Origin of the sequence: Actinomadura viridis (assembly GCF_015751755.1) — a bacterium.
GTDB lineage: Bacteria > Actinomycetota > Actinomycetes > Streptosporangiales > Streptosporangiaceae > Spirillospora > Spirillospora viridis.
Genome location: NZ_JADOUA010000001.1, coordinates 4,518,144 through 4,540,677, shown reverse-complemented (window position 1 = coordinate 4,540,677; position 22,534 = coordinate 4,518,144). Strand labels below are relative to the sequence as shown.

General features: G+C 74.1%; 21 protein-coding genes. 14 read left to right on the top strand and 7 right to left on the bottom strand.

Annotated elements, in window-relative coordinates; translation table 11 throughout:
* Positions 1-63: 63 nt before the first annotated feature.
* Both IW256_RS21020 and IW256_RS21015 read left to right on the top strand, forming a co-directional pair.
* Positions 64-1,257, top strand: coding sequence for a sensor histidine kinase (locus IW256_RS21020; protein WP_197012615.1), 1,194 nt, complete (start codon positions 64-66; stop codon positions 1,255-1,257).
* The gene (locus IW256_RS21015) at positions 1,254-1,949 is read left to right on the top strand and encodes a response regulator (protein ID WP_197012614.1); all 696 of its coding nucleotides are present in this window, start codon (positions 1,254-1,256) and stop codon (positions 1,947-1,949) included. The genes IW256_RS21020 and IW256_RS21015 overlap by 4 nt, the downstream gene beginning before the upstream one ends.
* Positions 1,950-1,983: 34 nt before the next feature.
* On the opposite strand, the gene IW256_RS21010 is transcribed toward IW256_RS21015, so the two are convergent.
* Complete coding sequence (locus IW256_RS21010; RefSeq protein WP_197012613.1) at positions 1,984-3,114, bottom strand: EAL domain-containing protein; 1,131 nt, start codon at positions 3,112-3,114, stop codon at positions 1,984-1,986.
* Positions 3,115-3,217: 103 nt separating this feature from the next.
* Positions 3,218-3,613 (bottom strand): ABC transporter permease, encoded by a 396-nt coding sequence (locus IW256_RS21005; RefSeq protein ID WP_197012612.1) that lies wholly within the window; start codon positions 3,611-3,613, stop codon positions 3,218-3,220.
* A gap of 191 nt (positions 3,614-3,804) precedes the next feature.
* On the opposite strand from IW256_RS21005, the gene IW256_RS21000 reads away from it, so the two are divergent.
* The 3 genes from IW256_RS21000 to IW256_RS20990 are packed head-to-tail and all read left to right on the top strand — an operon-like array spanning position 3,805 to position 5,850.
* Complete coding sequence (locus IW256_RS21000) at positions 3,805-4,443, top strand: AIM24 family protein (protein WP_307828982.1); 639 nt, start codon at positions 3,805-3,807, stop codon at positions 4,441-4,443.
* The gene (locus tag IW256_RS20995; RefSeq protein ID WP_197012611.1) at positions 4,443-5,096 is read left to right on the top strand and encodes an AIM24 family protein; all 654 of its coding nucleotides are present in this window, start codon (positions 4,443-4,445) and stop codon (positions 5,094-5,096) included. Before IW256_RS21000 ends, IW256_RS20995 begins: the two co-directional genes overlap by 1 nt.
* A gap of 1 nt (position 5,097) precedes the next feature.
* On the top strand, positions 5,098-5,850 hold the full coding sequence (locus tag IW256_RS20990) for an AIM24 family protein (protein ID WP_197012610.1): 753 nt from the start codon (positions 5,098-5,100) through the stop codon (positions 5,848-5,850).
* Positions 5,851-5,898: 48 nt separating this feature from the next.
* On the opposite strand, the gene IW256_RS20985 is transcribed toward IW256_RS20990, so the two are convergent.
* Complete coding sequence (locus IW256_RS20985) at positions 5,899-6,663, bottom strand: VOC family protein (RefSeq protein WP_197012609.1); 765 nt, start codon at positions 6,661-6,663, stop codon at positions 5,899-5,901.
* Between the two features lie 349 nt (positions 6,664-7,012).
* Here IW256_RS20985 and IW256_RS20980 point away from each other — a divergent pair, with 349 nt between their 5' ends.
* Positions 7,013-8,611: an ABC-F family ATP-binding cassette domain-containing protein gene (locus tag IW256_RS20980; protein ID WP_197012608.1), complete on the top strand. Its 1,599-nt coding sequence runs from the start codon at positions 7,013-7,015 to the stop codon at positions 8,609-8,611.
* 116 nt (positions 8,612-8,727) lie between these two features.
* Positions 8,728-8,940: a helix-turn-helix domain-containing protein gene (locus tag IW256_RS20975; RefSeq protein ID WP_012852589.1), complete on the top strand. Its 213-nt coding sequence runs from the start codon at positions 8,728-8,730 to the stop codon at positions 8,938-8,940.
* Positions 8,941-9,406: 466 nt separating this feature from the next.
* Here the strand turns inward: IW256_RS20975 and IW256_RS20970 are convergent, their stop codons facing one another.
* Entirely contained in the window at positions 9,407-11,341 is a 1,935-nt protein-coding gene (locus IW256_RS20970) for a Xaa-Pro dipeptidyl-peptidase (protein WP_307828981.1), read from the bottom strand.
* Between the two features lie 421 nt (positions 11,342-11,762).
* Between IW256_RS20970 and IW256_RS20965 the strand changes: the two genes are divergently transcribed.
* Positions 11,763-13,703, top strand: a complete 1,941-nt coding sequence (locus tag IW256_RS20965) for an ABC transporter ATP-binding protein (RefSeq protein WP_231405001.1) — start codon at positions 11,763-11,765, stop codon at positions 13,701-13,703.
* Between the two features lie 250 nt (positions 13,704-13,953).
* Complete coding sequence (locus IW256_RS20960) at positions 13,954-14,220, top strand: hypothetical protein (protein ID WP_197012607.1); 267 nt, start codon at positions 13,954-13,956, stop codon at positions 14,218-14,220.
* On the opposite strand, the gene IW256_RS20955 is transcribed toward IW256_RS20960, so the two are convergent.
* The gene (locus IW256_RS20955) at positions 14,204-15,286 is read right to left on the bottom strand and encodes a sulfotransferase family protein (RefSeq protein ID WP_197012606.1); all 1,083 of its coding nucleotides are present in this window, start codon (positions 15,284-15,286) and stop codon (positions 14,204-14,206) included. The two genes, IW256_RS20960 and IW256_RS20955, sit on opposite strands and share 17 nt — an antisense overlap.
* Positions 15,287-15,395: 109 nt before the next feature.
* Between IW256_RS20955 and IW256_RS20950 the strand changes: the two genes are divergently transcribed.
* The 4 genes from IW256_RS20950 to IW256_RS20935 all read left to right on the top strand — a co-directional run bounded on the left by IW256_RS20950 (position 15,396) and on the right by IW256_RS20935 (position 19,690).
* Positions 15,396-16,160, top strand: a complete 765-nt coding sequence (locus IW256_RS20950; RefSeq protein WP_197012605.1) for an SIR2 family NAD-dependent protein deacylase — start codon at positions 15,396-15,398, stop codon at positions 16,158-16,160.
* 253 nt (positions 16,161-16,413) lie between these two features.
* The gene (locus IW256_RS20945) at positions 16,414-17,640 is read left to right on the top strand and encodes a S66 peptidase family protein (protein ID WP_307828980.1); all 1,227 of its coding nucleotides are present in this window, start codon (positions 16,414-16,416) and stop codon (positions 17,638-17,640) included.
* Positions 17,637-18,527 carry a hypothetical protein gene (locus IW256_RS20940; RefSeq protein WP_197012604.1) on the top strand — a complete coding sequence of 297 codons (891 nt, stop codon included), beginning with the start codon at positions 17,637-17,639 and terminating at the stop codon, positions 18,525-18,527. The genes IW256_RS20945 and IW256_RS20940 overlap by 4 nt, the downstream gene beginning before the upstream one ends.
* 11 nt (positions 18,528-18,538) lie before the next feature.
* Complete coding sequence (locus IW256_RS20935) at positions 18,539-19,690, top strand: glycerate kinase (RefSeq protein ID WP_197012603.1); 1,152 nt, start codon at positions 18,539-18,541, stop codon at positions 19,688-19,690.
* Between the two features lie 15 nt (positions 19,691-19,705).
* Here IW256_RS20935 and yczE read toward each other — a convergent pair whose 3' ends face one another.
* On the bottom strand, positions 19,706-20,452 hold the full coding sequence (gene yczE, locus IW256_RS20930) for a membrane protein YczE (protein WP_307828979.1): 747 nt from the start codon (positions 20,450-20,452) through the stop codon (positions 19,706-19,708).
* A 102-nt stretch (positions 20,453-20,554) separates the two neighbouring features.
* Between yczE and yczR the strand changes: the two genes are divergently transcribed.
* Positions 20,555-22,033, top strand: coding sequence for a MocR-like transcription factor YczR (yczR, locus tag IW256_RS20925; protein WP_197012602.1), 1,479 nt, complete (start codon positions 20,555-20,557; stop codon positions 22,031-22,033).
* A gap of 56 nt (positions 22,034-22,089) precedes the next feature.
* Here yczR and IW256_RS20920 read toward each other — a convergent pair whose 3' ends face one another.
* Entirely contained in the window at positions 22,090-22,524 is a 435-nt protein-coding gene (locus IW256_RS20920; RefSeq protein ID WP_197012601.1) for a CBS domain-containing protein, read from the bottom strand.
* Positions 22,525-22,534 lie beyond the last annotated feature (10 nt).

The following is a 22,534-nucleotide window of genomic DNA, read 5'->3' as shown; positions in this document are numbered from 1 at the left end:
GATGTACGGCGTGCCGTCGCGGGGGCGGAGGCGGGTGCTCCCAGAGGATGCTGAGATGGGACGGTGACGTTCTCCAAGCGCCCCCGCGTCACCCGGCTCGATTTGCTCTTCGCCCTGGCCGGGCTGGCCGGCGGGCTCCTGCTGATCGCCGCGCACGGGTACGCGCGCTGGACGCCCCTGTGGGACCCCGCGCAGGTCTGGCGGACGATCCCGCTGCTCGGGCTGGTGGCGGCGACGCCGTTCCGGCGGACGGCCCCGCGCGGCGCCCTGCTGTTCGCCACCCCCTTCAACTTCGCCGACGTGGCCATGGGCCCCGGCTTCGCGACGGCCGTGATCTACGGCGACCTGCTCTACGCCGCGGCCCTCTACGGGCGGCGGCGTACCGCGGAGTGGCTGGCCGGGACCACCATCGTGGGGTCGCTGGCGGTCGGGGGCCTCCTCCTCACCGTGTGGCACTCGGTCGCCGGTGCCGTCGTCGGCGTGGCCATCGCCGGGGTGACCTGGCTCTTCCCGGTGATGAGCGCCATGGTGGTGCGCGGGCACCGCCGCACCGCGCAGGCCGAGCGGCAGCGCGCCGAGCAGGTGGCGCGGCTGGCCGAGCTGGACCGGCGCGGCGCGATCAACGCCGAGCGGGCCCGGATGGCCCGCGAGCTGCACGACGTCGTCGCCAACCACCTGAGCGCGGTGGCGCTGCACTCCTCGGCCATCCTCAAGGTGCCGGACCTGGACCGGGACGGGATCAACCAGGCGATGGAGGTCATCCGGGAGAACAGCGTCCAGGGCCTCGCCGAGATGCGCCGTATGATCAGCCTGCTCCGCGAGGAGGAGGGCACGGAGCCCGACTCCCTGGCGGCACCGCGCCTGGACGGCCTGGAGCGGCTGGTCGGGCGGTGCGTGCGCGCCGACCTGACCGCCGAGCTGGAGGTGCGCGGAGATCCGCCGGAGCTGCCCGCGGCGGTGGAGCTGGCCGCGTACCGCATCGTGCAGGAGTCGCTGACCAACGCCCTCAAGCACGGCGGCGCGGGCCGGGTGCGGGTAGGGGTGCGGTACCTGCGCGACCGGGTGGCGATCGAGGTGCGCAGCCCGCTCGGGGAGGACGGCTCGCGGCTGCCCGGCTCGGGCGCGGGGCTGATCGGGATGCGCGAGCGCGCCGCGATGCTGGACGGGACGTTCGCGGCCGGGCCGGACGGCGGCGCCTGGCGGGTGCGCGCCGAGCTGCCGGTCGCGCCCGCCGGGACGGAGAGGGAGAACGCGTGATCGAGGTGCTGGTGGCCGACGACCAGGCCGCGGTGCGGGCGGGGCTGGTGCTGATCCTGGGCGCCGCGCCCGGCATCACCGTGGTCGGCGAGGCCGCCGACGGGGAACGGGCGGTGGCGCTGGCCCGCGAGCTGCGTCCCGACGTGGTGCTGATGGACATCCGGATGCCCCGGATGGACGGGATCTCCGCCACCCGGGAGATCGCCGGGATCGCGGACGTGCTGGTGCTGACGACCTTCGACGTGGACGAGTACGTCTTCGGCGCGCTGCGCGCCGGGGCCGCCGGGTTCCTGCTGAAGGACGTCGACGCCGACCGGCTGGTGGACGCGGTGCGCACGGTGGCGTCGGGGGAGGGGATCATCGCGCCGCGGGTGACCCGCCGGCTGATCGGCGCGTTCGCCGCCCGGCCGGCGCCCGCGCCGCTCGCGCCCGCGGGGCTGGCCGACCTGACCCCGCGCGAGCGCGAGGTCTTCGCCTGCCTGGGCGAGGGGCTGTCGAACGGGGAGATCGCCGGGCGCCTGGAGATGGCCGAGACCACGACCAAGACCCATGTGAGCCGGATCCTGGGCAAGCTGGGCCTGCGCAGCCGCGTGCAGGCCGCCATCCTCGCCCAGGAGATCGCGGCGGGCGGGACGGCGGGCCCCGGAGGGCCCGGCGGCGGAGCCCAGGGACGTCCTCCGGGGACGTTCTAGGCGCCCGGGGTGGACGTTCGCGGATCGCGGGGCGTCAGGGGGACAGGCTGCGGATCAGGTCGGCCACGCGGACGATGCCCAGGCAGCGCCCGACCTCGTCGGTGACGACCAGGTCGTCGTAGACGCGGTCGCCCTCCCGGCCCGCGGCCCGCAGCGCCGCGACGGCCGGAACGGTCCGGGGCACGAGGCGGGGCGTGTCGGCGAGGTTGGCGGCGGGCTTGTGCGCGTGGAGCGCGTGCCCGTAGGCCCCCGACAGGCGCAGCAGGAACCGGGTGCGGTCCACCGTCGCCCGGGGCCGCTGCCGCTCGTCGATGAGCACCACGCTGGTGGTGCCGGTCTCGGCGTTCAGGACGTTCAGGACATCGCCGGCGGTCGCGCCGTGCGGCATGGTGACCGCGGGCAGCGTGAACTCCGAGACCCGCGGCCCCAGGGAGGTCTCCGGCCGCTCCCGGCGCGGCTCCTCGCGCGCGGCCACCGGGACCGTGACCCGCATGCCGGGCCGCCATTCCGGCGGTGCCAGCGCGGGTCCCTGGACCAGCCGCACGCCCAGTTCCCGCTGGTGGAGCACCTGCTCCTCGCTGGCCAGGCCGGGCGCCAGGACGTGCGCGCCGAGCCGGTGCGCCAGCTCGACCAGCGCGGACACCAGCGAGCCGCGGCGCGGGTCGGCCCCGGCCCGGCGGGCCAGCTCCGGGTCGAGCTTGACCAGGTACGGGGCGGCGTCCACCAGCAGGTCCAGCGGCGCGTGCGCGGCGCCCACGCCGGCCATCCCGATCAGGTAGCCGGTCCGGCGCAGCCGGCGCAGGGCCGTTCCGACGGCGGGCCGCAGGGCGGGCGGGAAGCCGCCGGTGACGCACAGGATGATCTCGCCCGGACGGCGGCCGGCGCCGGCCAGGCCCTGGTGCAGCCCGGCGAGGAAGGCGTCGCCGTGGGCGAGGGTCTCGGCCCGGAGCCCGATCTGCAGGGGCAGCGGGGTGCGCAGGTCCGCGGTCGCGCGGGCGGCGGCGATGGCACGCCGGACGTCCTCGGCGGCGGGATCGGCGCGGACCGCGCCCTCCTCGCTCCGCGGAGCCGCATGCGTCTCCACGGCGACGACGTGGCCGGTGCCGAGGTCGACCACCGGCTGGAAGACCGCCGGGGCCGGAAGGAGGACTTCTGCGGCTGACACAACCGCATCATGTCGCCCAAAAGGGGAAAAATCGGCACTTGTTAGCAGATGTTTACGCACAATTCGTCGCCGGCCGGGCGGGCCGGCGGGCGTCGCGATCCGCTCAGATAGACCGGCCGCCGGCCAGCGCCGACAGGGCGTAGGTGCCCCCGGCCACCGCCGCCAGCCACGCGTACGGCATGATGTCCGCGCCCCGCAGGCCCTGCACCACCACAGCGGCGACCAGCGCGCCGGTGACGACGTCGCCGGTCATCGCCGCCGCGCGCAGGTGGGCGCGCGCCCGGTGCCCGCTGCCGAAGCCCTCGCTGATCGTCAGCGCCGGCTCGTTGCGCCGGTAGGCCAGGGCGGCGGCGTAACCGGCCAGCACCGCCAGCGCGACGAGCCCCGTCCCGACCCGGCCGTCGGTGGTCATCACGACGGCGACCACGCCGCCGGCGCCGAGCACGATCGCGGGCACGATCCAGCGGGTGAGGCTCCTGCTCTCCGGCGCGATCCACATGCCCGCCATCTTCCCCGATCGGCCCGCGAACGGGGCGCGCAACGCGCCGGTTTTCACCGGGCCGGGCACGGACACGGCCGGTATCGGCACCCGGACGGCGCGCGACCGGAATGCGGGCGTCCGGACCCGGCCCGCGCCCCGGACGCCTCCGCCCCGGCCGTCCGGGCTCCGGACAGGTATCTTGTGGCCTCGTGGCGCAATTCAGATTGAACGGCTCGAAGATGCTGGCCGTCGATCTGGCCGGCGAGACGATCAGGGCGCTGAACGGGTCCATGGTCGCCTACGAGGGCCAGATGGCGTTCAAGCGGCAGGGCATGACCGGGGGCGAGGGGCTGCGCGGGGCGCTCAAGCGCCGCATCGCCGGCGAGGGCATGACGCTCATGGAGGTCACCGGGCAGGGCACCGTCTACCTGGCCAGCGAGGCCACCGAGGTGACGCTGGTCCCGCTGAACGGCGACACGCTCTACGTGGAGTCGGAGAGCCTGCTCGCGCTGGACGGGCGGCTGCAGACCGGGGTGCAGTTCGTCGGCCTGCGCGGGATGGGCACCGGCCAGGGCCTGGCCACCACCAAGGTGGAGGGCCACGGCACGGTGGCGATCCTGTCGGACGGCCCCGCGATCGCGCTGGAGGTGACCCCGCAGACGCCGCTGTGCGTCGACCCGCACGCCTACGTGGCCCACCACGGGCACCTCCAGCAGGACGTGGTCTCCGACGTCAACTGGCGCACGGTGCTGGGCCAGGGGTCGGGAGAGAGCGTGCAGTTCCGGTACCAGGGGCAGGGGCTGGTCTACGTCCAGCCGGCCGAGCGCGGCGGAATACTGGAGATCTGATGCCGGGTTACGAGACGATCAACTCCAAGATGCTCCAGGTCGCGGTCGCGCCCGGCCGGGAGGTCTACAGCAGGCGCGGCGCGATGCTCGCCTACACGGGGCGGGTGGCGTTCGCGCCCAGCACCACGGCCGGGCACGGCATCGGCGGCGCCATCGGCCGCGCGGTCGCCGGCGAGCACACCTCGATGATGCACGTGACCGGCCAGGGCACCGCGCTGTTCGGCCACGCCGGGCTGGAGGTCACGGTGGTCGACCTCAACGGCGGCGACACCCTGGTCGTGGAGGCCGACCGGCTCCTGGTGCACGACGCGAGCCTGCAGGTCGGCACCATGTTCATGGGGGAGCAGGGCGGGATCGGCGGCGTGATCCGCGGCGCGGTCAGCGGCCAGGGCCTGTTCACCACCACGCTGGCCGGGCACGGCTCGTGCGCGCTGCTGTCGCACGGCGGCGTCATGGAACTGCCCATCAGCCCGCAGCGCCCGGTGCACGTGGACCCCCAGGCCTACGTCGCGCACCGGGGCCAGGTGCAGAACAAGCTCACCACCGCCGTCGGGCTGCGCGACCTGATCGGGCGGGGCTCGGGTGAGGGCTTCCAGCTGCAGCTGAACGGCTCCGGCGTCGTCTACGTCCAGGCCAGCGAGAGGAAGATCTGACGTGACCACCCCGACGTTCAACGCGATGACGCTGCCCTCCAACGACAACGTCAACGCCTACGCCTTCAGCGTGGACCTCAACGGGCAGTGGTTCGCGCAGAAGGGCAAGATGATCGCCTACTACGGGCAGATCAGGTTCGAGGCGCTCTCGGCGGGGCCGCTGGACTCGCTGGTCGCCGCGACCTTCCACTCCCCGCTGTACGCGCACGACTGGATCGTCGCGACGGGCCAGGGGAAGCTGGTCCTCGCCGACCGCGGCTTCGACGTCAACTCCTTCGACCTGGAGGACGGCAACCTCACCATCCGGGCGGGCAACCTGCTGGCGTTCGAGCCGGGCCTGGAGCTCAAGCAGTCGATCATCCCCGGCTTCCTCACCCTGATCGGCACCGGCCGGTTCGTGGCGGCCTCCAACGGGCCGGTGCACTTCGTCGAGCCGCCGATCCGGGTCGACCCGCAGGCCCTGCTCGGCTGGGCCGACTGCCCCTCGCCCTGCCACCACTACGACCACTCCTACATGCGCGGCGTGCTCGGCGCCGCGCGCATGATGTTCGGCGTCGGCGGCACCTCGGGCGAGGAGCACCAGTTCGACTTCACCGGGCAGGGCACCGTCCTCATGCAGTCGTCGGAGGCCGTCGCCGACGAGGACACCCTGCTGCGCGACCTGGAAGGCCAGGTCGGCATGCTGGGCACGGGCGGGCTCCAGCGGCTGCACCGCACGATCACGCAGCGGCTGGCCGCCGAACGCCAGGACTGACCCGGATGGGCCGTGCGGCACCGGGGCCGGGCGCCGGGCCGGGCGGGCTCACTCCCGCGGGCGCGGCCTCATCAGCCAGAACTCCGTGCCGAACGGGTCCTTGACCATGCACATGCGGCCGTAGGGGGTGTCCTCGGGCTCGGTCGCGGCCGTGCCGCCGTGCCGCCGGACCAGGTCGGCGGAGGCGTCGGGGTCCTCGACGGCGAAATAGGTCATCCAGGCGGGTCCCGTGCCCGGCGCCGCGCCCTGGATCCCGCCGACCGGCTGCCCGTCCCGCCGGTTCAGCACGGTGTAGTCGGACTCGCCGGGGATCGGCTCGAGGTTGTACCCGAACACCGACCGGTAGAACTGCCCGGCCTCCTTGGGGGACCCGGTGACCAGCTCCACCCAGACCATGGAACCGGGCTCGCCCACGTAGCGCGTGCCGATGTGCCGATGCCCCTCCCACAGCCCGAACTGGCCGCCCGCCGGATCCTTGAGGACGGCCATGCGGCCCTCGTCGCCGACGTCGTCGGGCGCGTTCACGACGGTGCCGCCCGAGTCGGTGACGCGCTTGACGGTGCCGTCACAGTCGTCGGTGGCGAAGTAGACGCCCCACCAGTACTTCGCGCCGGCCTCGGGGTTCGGCATCATCCCGGCGACCGGCTCCCCGCGCAGCAGGCACGAGTGGTAGTGCCCCATCTCGGCGCCGTAGTCCTGGAACTCCCAGCCGAAGAGGGCACCGTAGAACTCTTTGGCACGCTCCATATCCGGGATGCCCAGATCCAGCCAGTTGGGCGTGCCGGTGGGCGCGTTCGTCGTCATATGGGTCATGGAGATCACTCCTTGTCGGTATGAGGCCGCTCTAGGCCGCTCTGAGGCCCCTCTGGGGCCGGTATCGAGGCCGGCACGGGCCCCGGTGGCGAGGTCGGTGTCGCGGGCCGGGGCCGGCTCGGACGGCATGGCCGGTGGCGGCCCCCGGCGTCACGTACACTGATCAGATGGTTTCGTTCCCGAACTGACAGGCCCCCAAGCGCGTCCCGGTCACGGACCGTGACGCGCTGTTTCACGCCCGCGTGGCCCCGCCCCGCCGCCCGGCCCCGCAGCCCCGCGCCGTCCGCGTCGTCCGTGCAGGGCCGCCGCCTGTCCGCCCTCGTCCTTCCGTCAGGGGAAGCCCGTCACCGTGATCACTGCCAATGACATCGAGCTGCGCGCCGGATCCCGGCTGCTGATCGAAGGCGCCACCTTCCGGGTCAACCCCGGCGACCGGGTGGGCTTCGTCGGCCGCAACGGCGCCGGGAAGACCACCCTCACCAAGGTCCTGGCCGGTGAGGCCCTGCCCGCCCAGGGCGCCGTCACCCGGTCGGGGACCGTCGGCTACCTCCCGCAGGACCCCCGCGGCGTCGACCTGGAGGAGCTGGCCCGCGACCGCATCCTGTCGGCCCGGGGCCTGGACGAGGTCATCCGCGACCTGCGCGCGGCCGAGGAGCTGATGGCCACCGGCGTCGGCGCCGAGCGGGACAAGGCGGTGCGCCGGTACGGGCGGCTGGAGGAGCGGCTGCACGTGCTGGGCGGCTACTCCGCCGAGTCCGAGGCCGCCTCGATCGCCTCCAGCCTGGGCCTGCCCGACCGGGTGCTGGGCCAGCCCCTGGGCACGCTCTCCGGCGGCCAGCGGCGCCGTGTGGAACTGGCCCGCATCCTGTTCTCCGATGCCGACACCCTGCTGCTGGACGAGCCCACCAACCACCTGGACGCCGACTCGGTCGTCTGGCTGCGCGACTTCCTCAAGTCCCACCAGGGCGGCCTGGTGGTCATCAGCCACGACGTGGACCTGCTCGACGTGGTGGTGAACCGGATCTTCCACCTGGACGCCAACCGCTGCGTGATCGACATCTACAACGTCGGCTGGAAGAAGTACCTCGACCAGCGCGAGACCGACGAGCGGCGCCGCCGCCGGGAGTCGGCCAACGCCCACCGGCAGGCCGCCGCGCTGCTGTCGCAGGCCGACAAGATGCGCGCCAAGGCGACCAAGGCCAAGGCGGCCCAGCAGATGGACCGGCGGGCCCGGCAGCTGCTGGCCGGGGTGGAGGGCGAGCGGCAGGCCGACAAGGTGGCCAAGATCCGCTTCCCCGAACCGGCGCCCTGCGGCAGGACACCGCTCACCGCGGAGGGTTTGTCGAAATCGTACGGATCCTTGGAGATTTTCACCGATGTGAACCTGGCCATCGACCGCGGCAGCCGGGTCGTGGTGCTGGGCCTGAACGGCGCCGGGAAGACCACCCTGCTGCGAATGCTGGCCGGGGTCGACAAGCCCGACACCGGCGCCGTGGTGGCCGGGCACGGGCTGCGCATCGGCTACTACGCCCAGGAGCACGAGACGCTCGAGGTGGAGCGCTCGGTGCTGGAGAACATGCAGTCGGCGGCACCCGGCCTGCCCCCGGTCGAGGTCCGCAAGATCCTGGGGTCGTTCCTGTTCTCCGGTGACGACGTGGACAAGCCGGCGGGCGTGCTCTCGGGCGGGGAGAAGACCCGGCTCGCGCTGGCGATGCTGGTGGTCTCCAGCGCCAACGTGCTGCTGCTGGACGAGCCGACCAACAACCTCGACCCGGCCAGCCGCGCCGAGATCCTCGCCGCGCTGCGCACTTTCAGCGGCGCCATCGTCCTGGTGACCCACGATGAGGGCGCGGTCGACGCGCTCTCACCGGAAAGGGTGATTTTGCTGCCGGATGGTGTCGAAGACATCTGGAGTGACGAGTTTGCCGATCTGGTGGCGCTCGCGTGACCTGCGTGCCGCCTCACGCAGATCTTTTCTGGTGGAGTGGGTAGCCGAACGCGCGGGAATGACTGATCATGGCGGGGGATAACGCAGCGGTCACCACATCACTACGGGAGGTACTCGTGGCCGAGACCCTTAAGAAGGGCACCCGCGTGACCGGTGCCGAGCGCGACAAGCTGGCGGCGGAACTCAAGAAGAGGTACGACTCCGGCGAGAGCATCCGCGCCCTGGCAGCCGCCACCGGCCGCTCGTACGGCTTCATCCACCGGATTCTCACCGAATCGGGTGTCAACCTGCGCGGTCGCGGCGGTGCGACCCGCGGTAAGAAGTCCTGAACGGACCTCGACCCCCGGTAGAGCGCACCGCCTGACCCGCCGCCGCGGCCGGCCGGCGTGCCCAGGCCGAGGCGGCGGGCGGTCGCGGCGCGGACCCGCCCGCCGTCCCCGCCACGGCGCCGGGCCGCCCGTGCCGGTGGCGCAGCGTGCGGAAGGACCGGAACAGCCGGGCCGGACCGAACCGGACCGGACCCGGACGGAGCGGCGGTGGACTGAGAGGGACGCGGTCCCGCGGCCGGAAACGGCCACGGGGGACCGGTCTCGGCATGGGCCCGCGATCCGGCGCCCGAAGAGACACCTCCCGAGGGGGCGGCCCGTCCCGGCGATCGACGGACGGGGCGGCGCCGCCACCCGGCCGGTACGCGCCGGCGGTGTGTGCACCGCCGGCGCGTACGCGTTCCGGGCGTCCCGGCCGTCCCGGAGGTCCCGGGCGTGCCGGCGTCCCGGGCGCGGGTCGGCCCGCGGGTCAGCCCGCGGATCGGTCCAGGGCCTCCCGGCCGCCGCGGGCGACCGGCAGCCAGACCTTGCTGGCACCGGGCCGGAGGGTCAGGCGGGTCCCCGCCGGGTACCGCAGCGTGAAGTCGTGGTCGGTGGACAGGACGATCACGCCGAGCCGGTGGCCGGGCTTGACGACGTAGTCGGTCGGCTCGAAGTCCCACCGGAGGTCGTACGTCCTCCCGGGCGTGATCGGCTCCGTGCGGTCGGGGCTGTGCCGGTTGCGGGCGTCCAGCCAGCCGCGGGTAATGATCTTGTAGGGGGCGGTCTCGGTCCGGTGGGCCTGCCGGGTCGTGCAGCCGTCGTCGCCCGGCACGCCCTGGCCGTAGCAGACCCGCTCGCCGGTGTCGGCCCGCGCGCCGGTCGGCCGGGTGTCGGTGCCGTAGTCGACCAGCAGCGCGGTCAGGTACGGCGACCGGCCGTCCAGTGACGCCTGGAGGGCCGCCTTCGGGATCCCGTTCACCCGGACCGGCTCCTTCAGCGGCGGGGTGAGGTAGGCCAGCCGGTTGGGGTCGGCGCGGTCCTCGTTCACCAGCAGGTCCTCGGCGGTACGGGTACGGCCCGCGTCCACCAGGGACTGTGCGGCGCCCGGCCGCGGCCGGGTGGAGAGCGTCCCCGGCTGCCCCGCGGCACCGGCGTTCAGGCTGAGCGGCACCGAGCGTGTGCCGGGAACGGGCCAGTCGGAGGCGGTCTCCCAACGGCCGGGCGCGCGCTCGACGTCGACCCGCGGCTCCGCGGTGACGCCGTTGTCGATCTCGTACAGCCACCGGTCGAACCAGTGGTGGGTCTGGCGCAGCCACTCCTCCAGGCGCCAGCGGAACGGCGTGGCGTGGTTGCCCTGGTGCAGCCAGAGCTTGCGCGGCACGCCCGCGCGCTTGAGCGCGTTCCACCACTGCACGGAGTTCTTGACCTTGACGTTCCAGTCGTTGAGGCCGTGCACGACCATGACCGCCGCGCGGACGTCGCGCGCATCCCGGACGTAGTCGCGCTCGGCCCATACCGGGCCGTAGTCGCCGGTCTCGCGGTCCTGGGTGGCGGTGATCTCGTCGATGACCTTCTGGCACACCTCGGGGTTCCGGCGGGTCAGCACGATCTTGGCCAGGAGGTCGAGGTCCTCGCCCTGGTAACCGCCCGGCGCCACCACGCCGCCGTTGGCGCGGTAGTAGTCGTACCAGCTGGAGATGGCCGCGATCGGCACGATCGCCTTCAGCCCCTCCACGCCGCTGGCCGCCGCCATGTTGGGCAGCGTGCCGTTGTACGACTGGCCGATCATGCCGACGCTGCCGGTGGACCAGCCGGCCGTGACCGGGGTGCCGTCCGGCGCCCAGCCGCGGGCCCGCCCGTTCAGCCAGTCCACCGCGGCCTTCGTGCCGGCCTGCTCGGCCCGGTCGCCGGAGGTGGGGCAGCCGGTCGAGCCACCGGTGCCGATGCTGTCGAGGTTGGCGATCGCGTAGCCGCGCGGCAGGAAGTAGTTGTCGTAGTAGCCGGGGAACAGCTCGGCGAGGTTGCGCGCCACGCCCTTGCCGCGGCGCGCCTGGACGCCGTCCACGTCCACGGGGTAGAGCGGGATGTCGTGCGTGCCGGCCCAGTAGGGGCTGGGCTCCAGGATGGTCGGGACCTTGAGGCCCTGGTCGGTCTCCTTGGGCCGCATGATCCGCATCTGGACCCGGTCCCGGATCCCGTCGCGGTCGCTGTCGGCGGTGGTCTCGATGAGGACGGTCTGGGTCACCGCGTCGGCCCGGGAGAAGACCGGCTGGGTCTCGCCGTCCTTCACCGAGATCTGCGGGGGCGCCGTGGTCCGCGGAGAGGGGGCGGGGTCGGCTCCGGCCGGCGGCGCGGTCGTGGCGAGCAGCGCGGCGACGAGGGTGATCACGCCGGCGCCGCCTCGCGTGAGGCGTCGGGTCACGAGGGCTCCTGAGGGTGACGAGCCTGCTGATGTTGATCACTTGTACTCCGGATCGGCGGGGGCCGTCCAGGCGACCGTCCGGAATCGGGCCGGACCCCGGCCACTTTTCCGCGCTGGTCCGCGGGCCGTCCGGGGAAACGTGCCCGCGCGGAGGGCCACGCACTGCGCGCGCCTCCGTGCGTCCCAATGGAGGGGCGCGGAGCGCCGGTTCCCGTCGCGGAGTTACGCCGTGAGCGGAGCCGGGAAGCGAGGAAGGGGCGCGGCGCGTTGACACCCGGCGGACACTGAGATGCTTACTTGATTACGTGGATCCGGCCGTGTCGTGACGTCCGCCGCTCCGGCGCCGGGCCCCGGCCCTGCGGGACGCCGCACGGCCGGGACGCGAGGGGATGTTCGGGGAACTCGGAGGCTGCAAGTGGGGATGCCGGGAATGCCGGGCAACGGCTGGCAGGTGATGGCCTCGTTCCGGCGGGACGGATCGGTCACCCAGCAGAAGCTGAAGCCGGGGACGGTCAAGCGGATCGCGAGCTACGCCCGTCCCTACAAGCGCGAACTGCTGCTGTTCCTCGCGCTCAACGCGCTCGGCGCGGTGATCGTGGTGGCCAACCCGCTGCTGCTCAAGGCGATCATCGACCGGGGCATCGTGCCCTCGCGGCACGACCTGGTGATCTGGCTGGCCCTGGGGGTGGCCGGCCTGGCGGTGCTGGAGGCCGTGCTCGGCCTGGCCCAGCGCTGGTACTCGGCGCGCGTCGGCGAGGGACTGATCTACGACCTGCGCACGCAGGTGTTCGGGCACGTCCAGCGCCAGCCGGTCGCCTTCTTCATGCGGGCGCAGACCGGCTCGCTGGTGAGCCGGCTCAACAACGACGTGATCGGCGCCCAGCGCGCCCTCACCACCACCCTGTCGTCGGTGGTCTCCAACGTGATCAGCCTGGTCCTGGTAGTGATCACGATGATGATCCTGTCCTGGCAGGTCACGCTGATCGCGCTGCTGCTCCTGCCGGTCTTCGTCCTCCCGGCCAAGTGGGTCGGCAAGCGGCTGTCGAGCATCAGCCGCGAGCAGATGCAGCTGGACGCCGAGATGAGCTCGCTGATGACCGAGCGGTTCAACGTGGCCGGGGCGATGCTCGCCAAGCTGTACGGGCGCCCCTCGGAGGAGGAGGACAACTTCTCCCAGCGCGCCGCCCGGGTGCGCGACATCGGCGTCGTCGCGGCGATGTACGGCCGGGTCTTCTTCACCGCGCTCACCCTCGTCGCCGCGCTGGCCACGGCCATGGTCTACGGCGTCGGCGGCTACCTGGCCGTGGACGGGCACATCCAGCTGGGCACCCTGGTCGCCCTGGCCACCCTGCTGACCCGCATGTACGGGCCGCTGACCGCGCTGTCCAACGTCCATGTCGACGTCATGACCGCGCTCGTGAGCTTCGACCGGGTGTTCGAGGTGCTGGACCTCAAGCCGCTCATCGCCGACAAGAAGGGCGCCGCCGGGGGCTGGGCGCCGGACGGGACCGCCCCGGCGGTCGAGTTCGACGACGTCGCGTTCTCCTACCCGTCCGCCGAGGAGGTCTCGCTGGCCTCGCTGGAGTCGATCGCCCGCCCCGACACCGCGCCGGGCCGGAAGGTCCTGCACGGCGTGTCGTTCACGGCGGCGCCGGGCACCCTGACCGCGCTGGTCGGCCCCTCGGGGGCGGGCAAGTCCACCATCACCCACCTGGTGTCCCGGCTGTACGACGTGTCCGGCGGCGCCGTGCGGATCGGCGGCCGGGACGTCCGCGACGTCACGCTGGATTCGCTGCGCTCCCAGGTCGGGGTGGTGAGCCAGGACGCCCACCTGTTCCACGACTCCATCCGCGTCAACATGCGGTACGCGCGGCCGGACGCCACCGACGAGGAGATCATGGAGGCGCTGCGGGCGGCGCAGGTCGGCGGGCTGGTCGAGGAGATGCCCGAGGGCCTGGACACGATCGTGGGGGACCGCGGCTACCGGCTGTCGGGCGGGGAGAAGCAGCGCCTGGCGATCGCGCGGCTGCTGCTGAAGTCGCCGTCGGTGGTCGTCCTCGACGAGGCCACCGCGCATCTGGACTCCGAGTCGGAGGCCGCCGTCCAGCGGGCGCTGAGCACCGCGCTGGCGGGCCGCACCTCGCTGGTGATCGCGCACCGGCTGTCGACCATCCGGGAGGCCGACCAGATCCTGGTCGTCGACGACGGCCGGGTGATCGAACGGGGCCGCCACGACGAACTGCTGCTGGCGGGCGGCCTGTACGCGGAGCTGTACCGCACCCAGTTCGCCCGCCAGGAGGGCGCGGAGGACCGGGAGGACGGCGAGGGGAACGGGCTGGCCGCGGGCGCTCTCGTCCCCTGAGTCCCTTTTGTTGCAGGAGTGACAACCGTATTACCGGGAATCATCTGTACCCGGACGCCGGATGCGGTTTCCTTGTCTTTCTTTCGGCGCGCCGGGGCCGCAACCCGGCGGTAACCCGCGCGCGTCAGAGTCCGTGGAACGGGCGTCACCGCGTGCGTGCGTCGCACGGCGCGGCGTCGCGGGCGACCGCCGCGCGCGACCTCACCTGGAGCGCACCACCACGAGCGGCATTCACATGGAGGGAATCAAGGTGCTTCTGACGATCAATCCCGGGCCGGATCCGGCCCGGGCGGTGGCCGCGGCACCGGCCGCCGCGGCACCGGCGGACGGGCCCGGGGCGACCGCCTCCCGGCCGGCCCGGGCGCGGGCGGCCGCGGCGCGGGTGCCCAGGGGCGGGATGAGCGGCCCGGCCCGCTACACGGTCATGCTGGTGGGCCTGGGGGCCGCGGGGGTGGCCATCGGCTGGCTCGGCCCCCGGCTCGCGGCCTCCTCGTCGGCGCTCATCCGCCGGCGCTGAGGGAGTAGCCCAGCCGGCCCAGCTCGGTGCCGGCGATCCGTTCGACCTGCGAGAGCTGGCGGGGGGTGAGCCTCTCGCGCCAGCCGCCCGCCGGGTGGTCGGCGGGCTCCCGGGGCCCTTTGCGGGGGTCCCCCCTGCGGGCGTCGCCCTTGCGGGCGGGGTCCCGGCGGAGGATCACCTTGCGCGACTCGGCTCGGCGCGGCTCGCCTTCGCGGGCCGCGCCTTCGCGTACCGCGCCCTCACGTACCGAGACCTCACGTACCAGAGCGGTCAGGGCCGGCCTGGACACCTGAGCCCCCAGGTAGGCGGAGATCTGGTCGGCGAGCCGGCCGGGGTGCAGCACCAGGTCCTCGTAACGTACGGTCAGCAGCTGCTCCTCGGGCGTCTGGGCCCGCAGCCGGGCGCTGAGCCGGACCGAGCCGCGCCAGCGCAGGGCGCACTTGACCGCGTTCGCCGCCTTCGGCCAGCGAGTGCGCTCGACCATCTCCTCGACCCCGAGGAAGGGGTTGGGGAACACCTCGTCCAGATTGGCCAGCCCGGGCTTGAACCAGGCCAGGCAGCGCTCGTCGTCGAGCATGTCGGCGACCACGTCCCGCCCGTCCCTGATCACCTGCAGCAGCTGGGCGTCGGGGAACGCGTCCAGCAGCACGTCGGCGCTGTAGATCAGGTCGGGGGAGGCGTCGCCGAAACGGTCCACGCCGCGCGGCTCCACGCACGGCCCCGGCGCGTCGCCGGTGTCCTCGGGCAGCCGTCTCGGCCCGGCGGCCTCCCGGCATTCGGCGGGGCACTCCGCGCAGCCGCGCCCGGAGATCTGCCACGCCTCGGCGTAGGCGTCGCGGAGCACCCGCGCGGCGCCCAGGCCCCGGTCGGAGGCGATCGACGGGCGGCGGGCGTACGCGTAGGTCACCCGGAGCACCCCGGGCCGGCCGACCGTGAGGTGGAACCCGGCCGAACATTTCAGCGCGCGCGCGACCAGGTCGGCGCCGGAATGCGGGGAGCCAAGGACGAATACGGGACGGCGGACCTTCGTCCCGTTGATCACCAGGATGTGCGGCGTTGCCTTCATACCACCGCCCAGTCTCTCACTTCGGCGCGGCCGGGAGTCCCTACTCTCTCCCCATGTCGCGCCAGGATAATCGGAGCAGAACAGGGCGTTCCGGCTCTAGCCTGTGAACATGAGCGCGACGACGCTGGCCCGCTGGCTGCCGGAGGCCGGCCAGATCACCGTCCTGACCGGCGCCGGGATCAGCACCGACAGCGGCATTCCCGACTTCCGGGGCCCGCAGGGGGTCTGGACCAAGGACCCCGCCGCCGCGGCGATGTCCACGATCGGGTCCTACCTGGCCGATCCGGAGGTACGGCGGCGCGCCTGGCGCTCCCGCCGCGACCACCCCGCCTGGGACGCCGAGCCCAACGCCGCGCACGCCGCCCTGGTCGATCTGGAGCGGGCCGGCCGGCTGCGCGCGCTGATCACCCAGAACATCGACGGGCTGCACCAGCGGGCCGGATCGAGCCCGGAGACGGTGATCGAGATCCACGGCACCATGCGCGAGGCCGAGTGCCTGGCCTGCGGCCTGCGCACCCCGATGCCCGAGGTCCTGGCCCGGGTGGAGGCGGGCGAGGAGGACCCGCCGTGCCCCGAGTGCGGCGGCATCCAGAAGTCGGCGACCATCTCCTTCGGGCAGGCCCTCAAGGAGGACGTTCTGGAGGCGGCGGTCGTCGCGGCCCGCTCGTGCGACCTGTTCGTGGCGGTGGGCACCTCACTGACCGTCCAGCCGGCCGCCGGGCTGTGCCTGGAGGCCGTCGAGACCGGTGTCCGGCTGGTGATCCTCAACGCCGAGCCCACCCCGTACGACGGGCTGGCCGACGCGGTGCTGCGCAAGCCGATCGGCGAGACGCTGCCCCGCCTGGTGGAGCTCGCGCTCGGCACCTCCCGGTGAGTCCGGTGAGCCCCGGCGGCGGTGCCGGGGCCGTCCGGGGCCGTCCGGGGCGGTCCGGGGCGCGCTGGGGTTGATGATCGTCAACGCCGGGTCCACCCCGTACGATGAAGGGGCGCCGCCAGGGCTCTTCCATCCGCATGGCGGAAATGGCAGATGTTACGGATTGTTGGCGGGTCGTGACCGCGTCCCCCTTCCCCTTGCGACACAATCCTGACAAGCTCTATCCGTTGCGGACCGAGGAGGGATCGGGTTGGTGAGCGGGGTCGCCCGCACGGAGGCTGAGGACGACCACCGGTTCGCGTCCGACCGGTCGCTTGACCGTACGCCCGTCCGCCGGTCGGAGACCGCACTGCTGAGCGGGCCTCACGCCGGCCGCTCCGCCCCCGGTGACTCCGGTGGCGACTCCGGCGCACCCGGCGCCGAACACGCCCCCCGGGTCCGGCCGCGGCGGTTCGCGCCGCTGCGTCCCGGCGACCGGGTGGCCGTGATCGCGCCCAGCGGTCCCGTGGTCCCGGCCAGGCTGGAGGCGGGCTGCGACCTGCTGCGCGAGCTCGGTCTGAAGGTGTCGGTGGGCGGGCACGCGCTCGACCGCACGGGCCTGGGCGGGCACGCGCACGGCGGGCACGCGCACGACGGCTCCGGCGCGGCGGGCCCGGAGGACGTCCCGGACGGCTGGCACCGGCTGGCGGGCGGCGACGCCGCGCGGGCCGCCGACCTGGCCGCCGCCTGGTGCGACCCGGAGGTGCGCGCGGTGCTGTGCGCCCGCGGCGGCTACGGAGCCACCCGCCTGCTCGGGCGTCTCGACTGGGACGCGCTGGCCGCGGCGACCCGGGGGACCGCTCCAAAGATCCTGCACGGCTCCAGCGACGTCACCGCCCTGCACGTGGCCTTCGGCGCGCGGCTGGGCATCACCACCTCCTTCGGGCCGATGATCGCGGGCGAGCTGCTCGCCGAGGGCACCGGAGACCGCGCCCGCAGCCTCGCCCACCTCCGGGCGGCCCTGTTCGGTAACGGCGGCGACGGCGACGGCGGCGACACCGCCGGGGCCACCGGTCCCGTCGAGGGCACCCACGCGCTGCGCCCGGGACGCTGCGAGGGGCTGCTCACCGGCGGCACCCTCTCCCTGCTGGCCGCGCTGCTGGGCACGCCCGACGCCCCGCCGCCCGCCGCGGGACGGATCGTCTTCCTGGAGGACGTGTCCGAGGCCCCGTACCGGATCGACCGCATGCTCACCCAGCTGCTCCAGGCGGGCTGGTTCGACGGCGCCGCCGGGGTGGTGCTGGGATCCTGGACCGGCTGCGGCGACCCGGCCGAGCTGGACGCCGTCCTCGCCGGACGGCTCGGGCCGCTCGGCGTGCCCGTCCTGGCCGGGGTCCCCGTGGGCCACGGCCCGTGCCAGCTCACCCTGGAGCTGGGCGCCCCCTACCGGCTCGACACCGATGTGCTGACCCTGGACGCGCTCCCTGGAGGTGTGCGATGAGCGGGCGGCACGCCCGTCCTGACGCTTCGGACGACGGCACCCTGGACTCGCTCCTGGTGCTGGTCGCCGAGAGCCTCGGGTACGCGTCCCGGCGGATGCCCGGCGACGTCATGCTGCTGGAGGGGGCCAACCGGCTGCACGTCAGCATGCGCAACCTGCGCCAGCTGGCCCGGCTGGTGCCGCGCGACGACTGGCCGGCGCTGGTCTCCGACCATGTCACCACCATCGTCACCGCGATCGAGGAGCCGCTGGACCTCAGCGACTTCGACCTCGCCCAGCACCTGCTGCGCACCCGGATCTATCCGGCCGAGGCCGACAACGGCGTGCTGGCCGCCCGTCCCTTCGCGCCCGGCCTGATCGAGGTCGTGGTGGTCGACACGCCCACGACCGTGCGGACCGTCACCACCGACGAGATGCGGGGCTGGCCGGTCTCCGGCGACGCGCTGTTCATGCTGGGACGCTCCAACGTCCGGGCGGACGGGCCGCTCCAGCTGGACGAGCAGGACCTGCACGGCGTCCGGGTGGCGGTCCTGTCCGGCTGGACGTTCTACGCGGTCACGCACCTGGCGTGGCTGGAGGAGTACCTGCAGATCGGGCCGTACGGCGCGCTGGTGATCGCGCCCAACCGCAGCCTGATCGTCGCCCACCCCATCCAGCCGGCGGAGGGCGGCCCGAGGGCCCGCTACCGGGCCGCCGCCGCGGCCGCCCGGGAGCTGCAGACCCAGGCCCACCACGCCTACGAGGAGGGGCCGGGGTCGCTCAGCCCGTACCTGTACTGGTGGCGGGCGGGCGAGCTGACCCTGCTGGAGACCAGGTACGAGGACGACGCGCTGGTGCTGCCCCCGGCGTTCGCGTCGGTCCTCACCACGCTGACCGCCGAGCCCTGAGGTCGGGAGCCATGATCGTGAACCACCCGTCCCGGCCCCGTGTCGTCGTCGCGCCCGACTCGTTCAAGGGGAGCCTCGGCGCCGTCGAGGTGTGCGCCGCGGTGGGGGAGGGCGTCCGCCGCGCGTTCCCGGACGCCGAGGTGGTCGCCGTGCCGATGGCCGACGGCGGCGAGGGCACGCTGGACTGCTTCCTCAGCGCGCTGGGCGGCAAGGAGATGGCGCTGGCCGCCGTCGACCCGCTGGGCCGTCCCGTCCAGGCCCGCTACGCCCTGTCGGGCGACGGCCGCTCGGCGGTCGTGGAGCTGGCCTCGGCCTCCGGGCTGCCGCTGGTCGCCGACGCCGGGCCCGATCCGCTGGGCGCGGGCACCGAGGGCACCGGCATGCTGATCGCCGACGCGGTCGCGCACGGCGCCCGCGACGTCCTGGTCTGCCTCGGCGGCAGCGCCAGCACCGACGGCGGCGCCGGCCTGCTGCGCGCCCTGGGGGTGCGGTTCACCGACGCCGCCGGGGAGGACCTCCCGCCCGGCGGCGGAGCGCTCGCCCGGCTCGCCGCGATCGACGACTCGGGGCTGCGCCCCGAGGTGCGCGCCACCCGCTTCCGGGTGGCGTGCGACGTGACCAACCCGCTGGTGGGGCCGCGCGGCGCCGCCGCGGTCTTCGGCCCGCAGAAGGGCGCCGGCCCGGAGCAGGTCCGCGCGCTGGACGCCGCGCTGGAGCGGTTCGCCGGCGTGCTCGCCGAGCACACCGGGGTCCGGGTCCGCGACCTGCCGGGCGCCGGCGCGGCCGGCGGCGCCTGCGGCGGTCTGGTGGCGATGCTCGGCGCCGAGCCGGCGAGCGGGGCCGAGCTGGTGGCCGACACGGTCGGGCTGCCCGCCGCGCTGGACGGCGCGGACCTGGTGATCACCGGCGAGGGCCGGGTGGACGGGCAGAGCGCCGGCGGCAAGGTCGTGTCGGTGGTGGCCGCGCTGGCCCGCGAGCGCGGCGTGCCCGCCGTCGCCCTGGCCGGGAGCCTGGTCGCCCCCCTGGACGACCTGCACGACCTCGGGCTCACCGCCGCGTTCAGCCTCGCCGACGGCCCCCGCACCCTGGAGGAGCTGACCGGCTCGGCCGGACCGCTCCTGGCCGGCCTCGCCGAGCAGGTGGCGCGGCTTCGCCTGGCCTGACCGCGGCGGGCCCGCTCACCCGCGGGCGGGCTCGGGCAGCGTCCCCTCCGCAGTCCCGTCCGCAGTGCCCGCCGGAGTCCCTTCCGGTGTCCCCTCCAGAGGGTCTTCCCGCGAAGCTTTGGCCTCGGTGCCGGGGACGGTCACGGTGACGGCCACGCTCTCGCCGGACGGGCGCGCCGGCCCGGCACCGGGCTCGCCGATCCGCAGCATCGGCAGGAAGACATGGGCGAGAGGGCCGATCGCCAGGGCGTACAGCAGGGTCCCGACGCCGACGGTGCCGCCCAGCAGCCAGCCGAGGGTCAGCACGGTCAGCTCGATGCCGGTGCGCACGACCCGGAGGGAGTGGCCGCGCGCCGCCAGCCCGGTCATCAGGCCGTCCCTCGGCCCCGGGCCCAGCCCCGCGCCGATGTAGCAGCCGGTGGCGAAGCCGCCCACCACGATCGCCGCGACCAGGAAGGTCCAGCGGGCGGCGAGCGACCCCGGCTCCGGCAGCAGCCACAGGAACAGGTCGGCGAAGGCCCCGACCAGGACGACGTTGCTGACCGTGCCCAGGCCGGGCCGCTGCCGCAGCGGGATCCAGGCCAGCATCACCACGGCACCGGCGATGATGATCCAGAGGCCGATCGTCAGCCCGAAGCGGCGGGCCAGTCCCTCGTGGAACACGTCCCAGGGGTCGTTGCCGAGCGTGGACGCCACCTGGAGCGCGATGCCGAACCCGTACAAGGCCAATCCCACGTACAGCTGGACGAGACGGCGTGCCATCAAGGCCATTCTTGGATCTCCTCGGGAATCTTCCGGACAGTTCGCCCAGTCTCGCGAGGAGTGGCCTGGTCTTTGAATAGCCAATGTGGAAAAGTGGTCTGTATGAGCACCCGTTACGTGAGCGGTCAGCAGCTGGCCCGCCTGCTGGGGGAGGTCCCGCCGGAGCGCCCGTTCTACGCGGCCCTGGCCCGCGCCGTGCGCGCGCTGGTGCTCGACGGGAGGCTTCCGCTGCGGATCCGGCTGCCCGCCGAACGCGATCTCGCCGCGGCCCTGGGCGTCAGCCGCACGACGGTGACGGCCGCCTACGACCGGCTCCGCGACGAGGGGTACGTCGAGAGCCGCCAGGGCGCGGGGAGCTGGACGGCGCTCCCGCCCACGAACATGTCCATGGTCCCACCGGGCCCGGAGGACGCGCGTCCCGGGGCCGGCAGGGAAGGGTTCGGCAGGGCGCACGCCCCGGACACGCCCGGCCTCATCGACCTCGGCTGCGCGACCCCGGCGGCGCCCGCCGTCTTCGAGGAGGCGGTGGCCGCGGCGGTCGCCGAGCTGCCCCGCCACACCGGCGGCCCCGGATACGAGCCGGCCGGGCTGGCCGGCCTCCGCGAGCTCATCGCCGCCCGGTACGCCGAGCGCGGGGTGCCCACCCGGCCCGACCAGATCGTGGTCACCACGGGCGCCCAGCACGCGTTCACCCTGCTGACCCAGACCATGGTGGAGCCCGGCGCCCCCGTGATGGTCGAGCGCCCCACCTACCCGCACGCGCTGGGCGCCCTGCGCAGGCTCGGCGCCCGCCTGGTGCCGGTGGGGGTGAACGAGGGCTGGGACGTGGAGTTGATCGCCGGGAGCATGCGGCAGGCCGCGGTGCGGGTGGCCTACACCATCCCCGACTTCCACAACCCGACCGGGCTGAACATGGCGGCCGACGACCGGGCGGCGCTGGTGGACGCCGCCCGCCACGCCGACGCGCTGCTGGTCGCCGACGAGACCTTCGCCGAGCTGGCCCACGACCCGGCGGCGCCGCGGGTGCCGCCGATGGCCGCCTACGACACCGGCGGGCGGGTCGTGACCGTCGGCTCGGCGTCCAAGCTGATGTGGGGCGGGCTGCGCGTGGGCTGGATCCGGGCGACCGCGCCGCTGGCCCGCCGCCTCACCGTGGCGCGCGAGCCGCTGGACATCGCCAGCCCGGTCGTCGACCAGCTGATCGTGCGCGAGCTGCTGCTGCGGGTGGAGGAGGTGCGGGCGCAGCGGGCCGCCGACCTCCTGCGCGGCCGGGACGTCCTCGCCGCGGCCCTGCGCGAGCGGCTGCCGTCCTGGGACTTCGCGCTGCCGGAGGGCGGCATGTCACTCTGGGCGCGCATGGACGCCCCGGTCGCCACGGCCCTCGCGGAGGCCGCGCAGCGGCGCGGGGTGCGGGTCGTGCCGGGGCCGGTGTTCGGCGCCGACGGCGTGCTGGAGGACTACGTGCGGCTGCCGTACGTGCTGCCGCCCGAGACGCTGCGCGAGGCGGTCGCCCGGCTCGGGGCGGCCTACCGGGAGGTGCGGGCGGCTCCGGCGGCCAGGCCCCTGCCCGCCTACGTCTGAGACCGCCGGGACGAGGGGGCGAGGGGACGGCCGTCAGAGGTCATCGGGGGGCGGGGTCAGGGGGCGCGCTGGATGTAGCCGACCAGGTGCTCGCGTTCGCTCTCCAGCTCATCGATGGCGATCTTGACCACGTCGCCGATGCTGACGATCCCGGCCAGCCGACCGTCCTCGACGACGGGCAGGTGCCGGATCCGGTGCTCGGTCATGGTGCGGCGCAGGTCGTCCACCTCGGCGGACGGCTCGCAGGTACGGACCCGGGTGGTCATGATCTCGGTGACCGGGCGGCCGAGCAGGTCCGCTCCGTGCTCGTGCAGCCGCCGGACCACGTCCCTCTCGGTGGCGATCCCGGCGATGGACGCGCCGTCGGAGGAGACCACGACCGCGCCGATGTTGTGCTCGGCCAGGACGGCCAGCAGGTCCCGTACGGTGGCGTCGGGACGCACGGTGGCCACCGTCGTCCCCTTTCTGCGAAGGATGTCGCGAATCCGCATTTCTCACACT